The sequence below is a fragment of the Psychrobacter sp. genome (genome assembly GCF_036731945.1).
Taxonomy (GTDB): Bacteria; Pseudomonadota; Gammaproteobacteria; order Pseudomonadales; family Moraxellaceae; genus Psychrobacter.
The window spans coordinates 1-7,805 of record NZ_DAINDI010000093.1 but is presented as its reverse complement, the minus strand read 5'-3'; the positions used below and the strand labels follow the sequence as shown (position 1 = coordinate 7,805).

General features: G+C 37.6%; 8 protein-coding genes. 5 read left to right on the top strand and 3 right to left on the bottom strand.

Annotated features, from left to right (window positions below; genetic code table 11):
* Both V7D75_RS13585 and V7D75_RS13580 read right to left on the bottom strand, forming a co-directional pair.
* Positions 1–208 (bottom strand): hypothetical protein (locus V7D75_RS13585; protein WP_333614989.1); only part of this gene is annotated, 208 nt, incomplete at its 3' end.
* Positions 209–472: 264 nt separating this feature from the next.
* The gene (locus V7D75_RS13580) at positions 473–682 is read right to left on the bottom strand and encodes a helix-turn-helix domain-containing protein (protein ID WP_333614988.1); all 210 of its coding nucleotides are present in this window, start codon (positions 680–682) and stop codon (positions 473–475) included.
* Between the two features lie 84 nt (positions 683–766).
* Between V7D75_RS13580 and V7D75_RS13575 the strand changes: the two genes are divergently transcribed.
* The 5 genes from V7D75_RS13575 (at position 767) to V7D75_RS13555 (ending at position 6,819) form a co-directional block, all read left to right on the top strand.
* Positions 767–2,056 carry a hypothetical protein gene (locus V7D75_RS13575; protein ID WP_333614987.1) on the top strand — a complete coding sequence of 430 codons (1,290 nt, stop codon included), beginning with the start codon at positions 767–769 and terminating at the stop codon, positions 2,054–2,056.
* Positions 2,057–2,464: 408 nt separating this feature from the next.
* On the top strand, positions 2,465–4,030 hold the full coding sequence (locus V7D75_RS13570; protein WP_333614986.1) for a transcriptional regulator: 1,566 nt from the start codon (positions 2,465–2,467) through the stop codon (positions 4,028–4,030).
* A complete protein-coding gene (locus V7D75_RS13565) occupies positions 4,014–4,781 on the top strand; it encodes an E2 domain-containing protein (protein ID WP_333614985.1) in 768 nt (255 codons plus the stop codon). The genes V7D75_RS13570 and V7D75_RS13565 overlap by 17 nt, the downstream gene beginning before the upstream one ends.
* Positions 4,782–4,790: 9 nt before the next feature.
* On the top strand, positions 4,791–5,693 hold the full coding sequence (locus tag V7D75_RS13560) for a TIR domain-containing protein (RefSeq protein WP_333614984.1): 903 nt from the start codon (positions 4,791–4,793) through the stop codon (positions 5,691–5,693).
* Positions 5,694–6,384: 691 nt separating this feature from the next.
* Complete coding sequence (locus tag V7D75_RS13555; protein ID WP_333614983.1) at positions 6,385–6,819, top strand: ACP-like domain-containing protein; 435 nt, start codon at positions 6,385–6,387, stop codon at positions 6,817–6,819.
* Positions 6,820–6,895: 76 nt separating this feature from the next.
* Here V7D75_RS13555 and V7D75_RS13550 read toward each other — a convergent pair whose 3' ends face one another.
* Positions 6,896–7,717: a sulfite exporter TauE/SafE family protein gene (locus V7D75_RS13550; protein ID WP_333614982.1), complete on the bottom strand. Its 822-nt coding sequence runs from the start codon at positions 7,715–7,717 to the stop codon at positions 6,896–6,898.
* Between the last annotated feature and the right edge of the window lie 88 nt (positions 7,718–7,805).

The following is a 7,805-nucleotide window of genomic DNA, read 5'->3' as shown; positions in this document are numbered from 1 at the left end:
ATTTGAGTGCTTGTTTGGCTTGTTCACAGCTAACCATCTGCCCACAAGTGCGCGGTAAGCCTTTGCATTGAGAGCCGCCAGCACCTTTAGCAAACAACGGATGTTCTACCTCGACATCACTATAAAATGGATTATCAGTGACTGTAACTGCTGCCTGAGAAGATAAGGCAAAGAGAGATAACGCCATACTTAGAATAAATTTTTTCATAGAACCTACTTTCTTTAAGACCTAAGACACTGCTTTCAAGCATTAATAATACCCTATATTTGTTCAATAAAGTGAGTGCTATATAACCAACCGTCTGATTTACACAGCAGTTTATTTATAATTTGCCTGATAGACGGGTTAGTGCCATAGTTGTTCACTGAACGTTCTGAACAGTTGTACTGTACAGTCTCTAAAAACGTACTTGAACAATGTCCAAAGTACGCCTCTGAACAATATATAACTTCACAAGATTTAGTCAGAACCTCAGACTAAATCTTGTATCTCAACCTCTAGCGCATCGCATATCTCATACGCCTTCTTTAGCGTGATATTCTTCTCTCCACGCTCGATATTCCCCATATAGCTTCGATCAATACCCGCCATCTCTGCCAGTCTCTCTTGAGATATTCCTTTGGCTTTTCGCACCTCACGGACACGCCTTCCAAAGGCAATCATACGCTCATCTGTCGTCATCTCATTAACCACTGCTAAAAATAGCAATACTCACAGTGGTGGGCTATAATATCCACGGGATATAGTCGGTATTAAAAGGCGAGTATGAAAACAAAATTAGAGTACCAACCAGGCATTGCAGACGCTACTAAGCTTATCTGTGAGAAGTACTGGTTAATGAGGCGCAATAAACCCAACGAGTTTGTACATACCTGTCAAGAAATCGGTCAAGCATTTGGATTTAGACCTAAGGATATCTCTGTTATTGCTAAAACCAATTCTCACCTTGTCGTACTCGACAGCCAATGCATCGATTGCGGCAAAATGCATATCTGCCATAATCGCGCACAGTTTAATCAATTGACATTAGAGAGTTGGCGGTGTGATCCGTGCTGGAAAGCACTTAGTAAAAGAACAATACAAGCGCAATCACTTTTAGAAAAACCTGTTGAGAGAGAGAGTTTAAAAGAAGAGCAAAAACAGGCGTTTCTCCAATACATTAATAGCCATCGGACTACTCAACTCACTGAAATTCCGTCAGTAACCACACTTAGCGAAGCTGACAGGCTTCTATTAGCAGCAACTATAGAAAGCCTAGGAACAGACGATTTAAAAACCACCATCTCTCTACATGACATTCAGTCATTACCTTTATCGCCAATCTTTCTGTTGGATGAACATCTCCTTCAACATCTTTTCGAGCTAAACCTGCTCTTATTGGTTCCTGAAGATAATTTTGAATATATCAATATCAATGAGGAACAGGAATTAGAGATTGATTATCAACGGGCGACTTTTGAGTTCGCTTATGACACCAACGATCTCAATAAAGTAATGGTGGTTGCTAAATCTAAGAAAGACATTCATGCCTTAGTCGCCGATAAACAGTTTAGAATGTGGTGTGCAGACATCCAACTAGCAGAATGTTTAAACTATCTGACTACTAGAACAAAATTAAATAACTTAGAGCCGTCTATTACTGAGAAATTATTCAGTATTTTTAGATCGTGTTTGGCAGAGAACTCTGTATCGGTTGTGTACTATGTAATATATAGAGCAGTTGAAATGGCTGCTAAATCCTCTCAAACATTGGATACTACTCAGAAACATCCATCCAGTTCTATTTCCAGCAATATAGAACTGGTTTTCGGTCAGATATCTACTGGGGTATGTCGACGCAACAATTCTTTTCGAGACGATAGCCACCCGCAGTCTGCTATAACCAAGTTGTTTTTTGATTATGTATTTGGAATAGAAGATGGCGGTTTTCACTACACTCTAGATGAGCTGTTTAATCCGTATAGGAGTCAGAAAGCTTGTAGGCAGGTGAATTATTCGATGTTAGGAAGTAATCAAAGTACTAACTACTCAATTACAATCAATGATTTGAAGTAGTGTAAAGCCTAAAGAAACAAATATAGTTTACGTTCCCAAGACTAAGGCCAAATACTAAGCGTATTTGGCTTTTTTAATGCTTCTAATAATAGTTTAGAAAATGATGCGACAACTGTTGTCGTATATTGTTGAGTTATTAATAAGAGCTGATGCCTAAAGCACTTAATAATACGATAATACTGTTATGATCAGAGACACTTATAGCGAGAAGAACCCCACTGAAAGTAACTGATATCTGAATACATAGCTACGCTCTACGTTATGAATAGACATATATTTTTATAAAAGCAGACTATCAAATACAATAAATTAGATCTTAAGCACAAGTGAAAAATATTTTTTTGTATTGAAAATTTGTTTACTAATGCCATATAGGTCAAACCTCATAATTTAAAATAAGGATATAAAATGCACTATAGTTGGGATGTGGATAGAGCGGAAGGACATATAGATAAACTGTGTGACTCAGTAAAAGATGTTGAAATAGCATCTTATACTCGTGAGATGAGTTTGAGTAATATACCAGTTAACAAAGCCTATGAAATGGATGCCGCTCATATCTACGTTGATATTTTAAATCTTGAAGACTTATTGGTTAAAGATGGTAATGAGAATGAGACCTCGCACAAAAGAGCCATTAGATTCTTTGATTCACATTTTAGAACCATTAGATACATCTTGGATGAATCTGAGTCTTTATTTGTAGACTTCCACAATCAGCGTCTACATGCCGTCGTCACAAAACCCTATGATAATGAGAAAAAGCGCTTAGATAGAGCCGTTGCCCTTAGTGATTTGATTATTGATGCTGTCGCTCAGCAGCAAAAAGATAGTAACGATAATTACATCGAAGCAGCCACGATCAGAGTGGGTATTGACTCTGGTATCGCTTTAGCTGTCAATAATGGCCGAGCCAAAAATAAAGAGCCTTTGTTTTTAGGCAACCCTGCTAATCATGCTGCAAAACATGCTGCAGGTGATAAAGAAGGGATTTACCTCACTGCTAATGCAAGGGATGTCCTTGAACTCTCCAAAGTAAGTGCAGACAAAACCAAGATAACAAAGTTAACTTCTGATGAAATCGAATTATCAGTTAAGCGTACAACGCTACCTAATGGTTTGTCACTTGAGAGTGTTAATAAGAACGCACCTAAGCCTAAACTATTAAAAGATTTTCAGTTCTCGCGAGCGACATCACCTTTAGAAGATTTTGATTTTAATAAGTACTACTATAAGACGGCTAAAAGACAAGAGCTGGTTTCTTTGTATGCCGATATTGATGGATTTACAAACTATGTAAACATCAATATGGATTCAGAGCAAGGTAAAAAGAACATTGTCCGCTGTTTGCACGTAATCAGATCAGAGATGGATGATTGCATCAATACTGACTTTAAAGGTAAGCGGGTTCGTTTTATTGGCGACTGTATGCATGCCATTATCTGCGAAGGGAGTAATAAATATACAGACAGACTAAAGACAGTGGAAGTTGGCACTGAGGCGTCAGGCGGTATTAGAAGCAGCTTTAACCTATCACTAGAAAAGCTTAATGAGAGATTTGGTATTCAAACCGACGATTTGGGTTTGGCGATTGGTTATGAGCTGGGTGACGTGTCTAATCTTAGAGTTGGTCAAGAGGGTGTAAATAATAGTACGCGTTTTTCATTAGGGATATCCACCATAACCTCAGAAAAAGAACAAATGCAGTGCAAACACGAAACAGAGACACGCATCGGTGAAACGGCATTTGGAGTCTTAGAAGACTCTAAATATGAAGATTTATTTTCTGATAGATCAGCTACAGATATAACCTTTGAGCGTATTGAAGAAGTTGATAATGAAGCGATAGAAAAAGATATCGCTAAAAACGAAAGTTCAATGTACGACGATATCTCTTCTTCTGTACCAGCTCCATCGGATGAAGAGTTTACACCATCACGACCTGCGTTTAAGCCTCATGCCCAGTTTAAATGAGCTTGAGCAGTATCTTAATGCTGCTGGTATAGACTCCAAAAAAGACAATGCATCCAATCTGTGTTTTACATTGAAGGTGACGATGACTAGCGGTAAAAGAAAGGCCTTCGAGCTAACAGCCACTCAATCTGACTCTGGATTGTTGATCAAAGAGAGTGGCGGTTGTTTACCAAATTTCTGTCCTAACAGACACATAAACATGGGTGGTTATTTTTGCTTAGGTCTAGAGGTAGACGACTTAAAAATTAATGATTGGATATCTTACGTTAAAAAGTATTTAAGAGCTCAAGAGTACGTTAGCAAACACAAAAAATGGCCAAAGCAGGTTAAAGAGTGGAGCCATGGAAATGCAGCATACTATCAACAGCTTGTTGAGGATGGGTTGTTTAAGTTAAGAGGCAATAACGTCAACATTGACTTTAAAAAGATTGAGCTTAGAGAGGTCAGTCCTGCTAAATGCTATCCGAATCAACCACATTACTATCTATATTACGATTCGGAACTGGTGGCTACGGGTATTGGTAATAAGGTACTCAACAAGCGAGCTGCATGTATTTGTACCACAGACGGTAGTGCAAAGCGTAAGCATAAAACGATTGGTAGTTGTAAAAATGAGTGCTCAAAGACGTTATACCAAATACCTTTCAATGAAAAAAATCGGATTTTGGAAGACGATAAATTTTGGGAGTGCTGCAAAGGTCAGAAATGTTGTATGACCATGAATGACTGTAAGTTAAACAATAATACATAGGGGACTAAGATGTCGCTTTTAGAAAGATTTAAAAATAAAGATCAAGCTGTCATAAGTGAGCTGTTAAAGCAAAAAATCGTTAATGGAAATATGGAGTTTGCAAAAGAAATTCAGCAAATAGGTCAAGTAGTAGGTTTTAAGCCGGGTGATAACATCATTACCCAAGGAGAGATGGACCAAGATGTTTTCTTCATCATTGCAGGTAACACAAGCTTGATCATCAATGGCACAGAACTATTTTCTAGGGGATCAGGCATCACTATTGGTGAGATGTCAGCAATCAACCCAGCCGAATCAAGATCAGCAACTTTAATTGCTAAGGCAGAGACAGTTACTGTAAAGGTTAATGTTGATTCGTTTACTGAGTTACTAGACAAATATCCTATGGCTTACAAGTTTTTGCTTATAGATTACAATAGTAGGATGCAGGAAAAAAACGCTTTAATCAAACCATGCAATGCAAAGCCACGGTTATTTATCGCGAGCACCGTTGAAGCCATACGTGTAGTTGAGGATATAAAGCTTAATTTAGATCACTCAGACATAGAAGTAACGCTTTGGAGTGAACCAGAGGCTTTTCAAGCTGGTTCTTATACATTAGAGTCTTTAGAGCAGCACGTTAAAACTCATGATTTTGGTTTGGCCATCATGACTGCTGATGATATTGTCATATCAAGAGAGATAGAAGCATCTGCACCGCGTGATAATGTCATATTTGAATTGGGATTGTTTATGGGTCATTTGGGCAAAGAGCGCACACTATTTGCTTTTCCAAAAGGGCAACAGTCTAAACTTGCAAGTGATTTGCAAGGAGTGACGCCTTTGCACTATAAAGATGAGGATGGCAAAATCGATACCACAAATTTAGTAACACTTCTGAAAAGAAAAATTGCAGAGAAAGGGGTTAAATAAATTCTATTTGAGTTGTTTAAGCAACTGTTAACAACAAGTTTATTTGGCATAACCAACAAATATTGATTTTAAATAGGTTTTTGAAGAAATATTTAAGATAACTGAGTATGAAACTTTATTACTCCAAATTGTAATAAGTTACTATGGGTAATAGCTCTCAGTATGATACTTTATTATTTTTCACTCAAAATGGAAGGTAATAAAATCAAGAGTTTAGCTAAATCTCAGTATGATACTTTATTACTCGCTGACAAGATTCGTGGGCGAGTAATAAATTGTCATACTAAGTAATAAAGATTCATACTGAGTAATAAAGATTCATTCTACCGATTTATTATTAGCCCTAGTTATTGTTTCATACAGCAATAACTAGGGCTTTTTTATGCTCGTCAGTAATAAAGTATTATCTTAAAAAATGCAAATCCATAATAGGATTTTAAATATTCGATTTACAGGCCTTTTATTTACCTCAAGCTTAGAAAAGCATTTTCAACAAGATAGCTCATTAAACACCCATGTTAACCAAGATTTTTTTATTTTACTTTCTAGCAATAAAAAAGAAAATAAATACGACAGCGTATATTCCAATTAAGAATAAAATAGACATTTAAAAAGTACGACCTAAAGAAGTTAGATAACCTTACTTCAATTTTCATTGATATCATTTAAATAAAACAGAGCAAATAAAAATATGAAAAAATTAACCGCATTATTTTCTTCAGCAGCTATCCTTTCTAGCATGTTGGCCTCTGGTTCCGCCTTAGCTTATTCAGATCAAGTTATGGATCCTGCGGCAGCGCACGATGATGCCGTAAAAACTCGTCTCGTTCATTACACTTGTCAAGGTAATAGCAATATCGAAGTGACCTATGGTTTCAACAATGTCAACCATCCAACTTATGCTTCCGCCAAAATAAACGGCAAAAAACGTTTTATGCCGATTAACTACGAACAAACCGATAATATGGTAACGGTATTTGGTGATGATAATAACTTCAACATGATGACTGACAGCATGATAATCAATAATTATCATAAAGTACCTGCAGCATTAGTTAACAGTCCTAGCGGTGAGATTTTATATAAAGATTGTAAGGTTGATTGGACCAAAAAAATAAAAGGCTAATTAATTAAAAACAAAAAACAGCCTATTGATTAAACGAAACCCCATAAGTTGAACACAACTTATGGGGTTTTACAAATCAAGCCAAGCCTTTATACAGGAAATAAAATCCCACCACCGTTAATAATATCGCAAAGCATTTTTTTAATAGCTCTGGTGATAGTATATGCGCGACTTTCGCCCCCAACTTAGCGGTAAAGAAGCTCATAATACTAATGCCTAAAAAGGCATAAATATGGACAAAACCAATGGTATTGGGCACATCGACTTGCTGCTGCATACCAAAAAACATAAAACCTAATGCACCGGCAATGGCAATCGGCAACCCGCACGCCGCTGAGGTACCAACCGCTTTTTGCATCACCACATTATAACGGGTGAGATAAGGCACCGTTAAACTGCCACCACCGATACCAAAGATAGCAGAAGCGATACCGATAACGCCGCCTGCTGCTAATTGCTTAGGTTTTGACGGTAGCTCAGCATGAGCGCCACCAGCATTAACTTGACTAGCAACAGGTTTTTTACCAGCAAAAAACATCTTATAAGCAACCCACAGCAAAAATACCCCAACAATCAGCTGAAGATACAACCCAGATATCTGTCCTGCAATCCCTGCCCCTAAAAAACAACCTATCGCTAAACCTGGTGCCAGATTTTTAAACACCAGCCACATCACCGCGCCTTTTTTATTGTGTGCCATAAGCGAGCTGATAGAGGTGACAATGATGGTCGCCAATGATGTCCCTAATGCTAAATGCATAATACTGTCAGGGCTGTAATCCATTTGGGTAAAAACGATAAACAATAAGGGCACGATAATCGTGCCACCGCCCACACCAAAAAGCCCCGCAGCAAATCCTGCTAGCGCGCCTATTATTAAAAAAATGAGTATTTCCACAGTATAGTTACTTCTCGGTTAGCTATAGTTTTAGTTAAATAACAAGGGCTTTAAAGGTAGACTAAACGATTTCTGTTTGACCGACTTG

Excerpts from the sequence above, each read along its gene's own strand:
- V7D75_RS13560 (WP_333614984.1), top strand. The coding sequence starts at position 4,791 with ATGTCGCTTTTAGAAAGATTTAAAAATAAAGATCAAGCTGTCATAAGT.
- V7D75_RS13575 (WP_333614987.1), top strand. The coding sequence starts at position 767 with ATGAAAACAAAATTAGAGTACCAACCAGGCATTGCAGACGCTACTAAG.
- V7D75_RS13555 (WP_333614983.1), top strand. The coding sequence starts at position 6,385 with ATGAAAAAATTAACCGCATTATTTTCTTCAGCAGCTATCCTTTCTAGC.
- V7D75_RS13565 (WP_333614985.1), top strand. The coding sequence starts at position 4,014 with ATGCCCAGTTTAAATGAGCTTGAGCAGTATCTTAATGCTGCTGGTATA.
- V7D75_RS13570 (WP_333614986.1), top strand. The coding sequence starts at position 2,465 with ATGCACTATAGTTGGGATGTGGATAGAGCGGAAGGACATATAGATAAA.
- V7D75_RS13580 (WP_333614988.1), bottom strand. The coding sequence starts at position 682 with ATGACGACAGATGAGCGTATGATTGCCTTTGGAAGGCGTGTCCGTGAG.